At 80.5% G+C, this 533-nt stretch carries 1 pseudogene; it reads left to right on the top strand.

The annotated features are described in order from the left end of the window. Positions 1 to 533, top strand: a pseudogene (locus D3105_RS35040) (hypothetical protein); the annotation flags it as partial.

Below are 533 nucleotides of genomic sequence, written 5' to 3'. Positions count from 1 at the left end.
GGTGGCCTCCGGGTCCGCCGGGGGTGCTCCGGCGGGCAGGGTTCCGCGGCCGCGCGCCGAGGCCGGGGACGCGGTGGCCGAGCGCCCGCACGGCCGGGGTGCGGGCTACGGGGGTGAACCGGCGTGGACCGATGTCCCCGCCAGGGACGGCTCCGCCGAGCTCTTGCCCCGGGTGGCCCCCGGGGGCCGGGGCTCCGGTGCTTCCGAGGCCCCAGCCCGCCAGACGGGCGAGCCCTGCGAGCCGCACGAGCCCGCCGAGCCCTCATGGGCTGCCGGGCTTCACGGGCCCGCCGAGCCCTACGCGGGCACCGAGCCCTCCGGGATCGCCGAGCTTTCGGGGCCCTCCGGGCTCACCGGGACCGCCGAGCCCTCACGGGCGGCCGAGTCCCATGGGATCGCCGGGGGGCCCGAGCCCTCCGGGACCGCCGAGCCTTCATGGGCGGCCGAGACCAACGGGCCCGAGCTCTCCGGGCCCACCGAGTCCCACGGGCCCGCCGCGTCCTCCCGTGCCCGGGAGGCTGCCACCCCCACCC

Origin of the sequence: Streptomyces globisporus (assembly GCF_003501885.1) — a bacterium.
GTDB lineage: Bacteria > Actinomycetota > Actinomycetes > Streptomycetales > Streptomycetaceae > Streptomyces > Streptomyces globisporus_D.
This window is presented reverse-complemented; position numbering and strand designations above follow the sequence as displayed.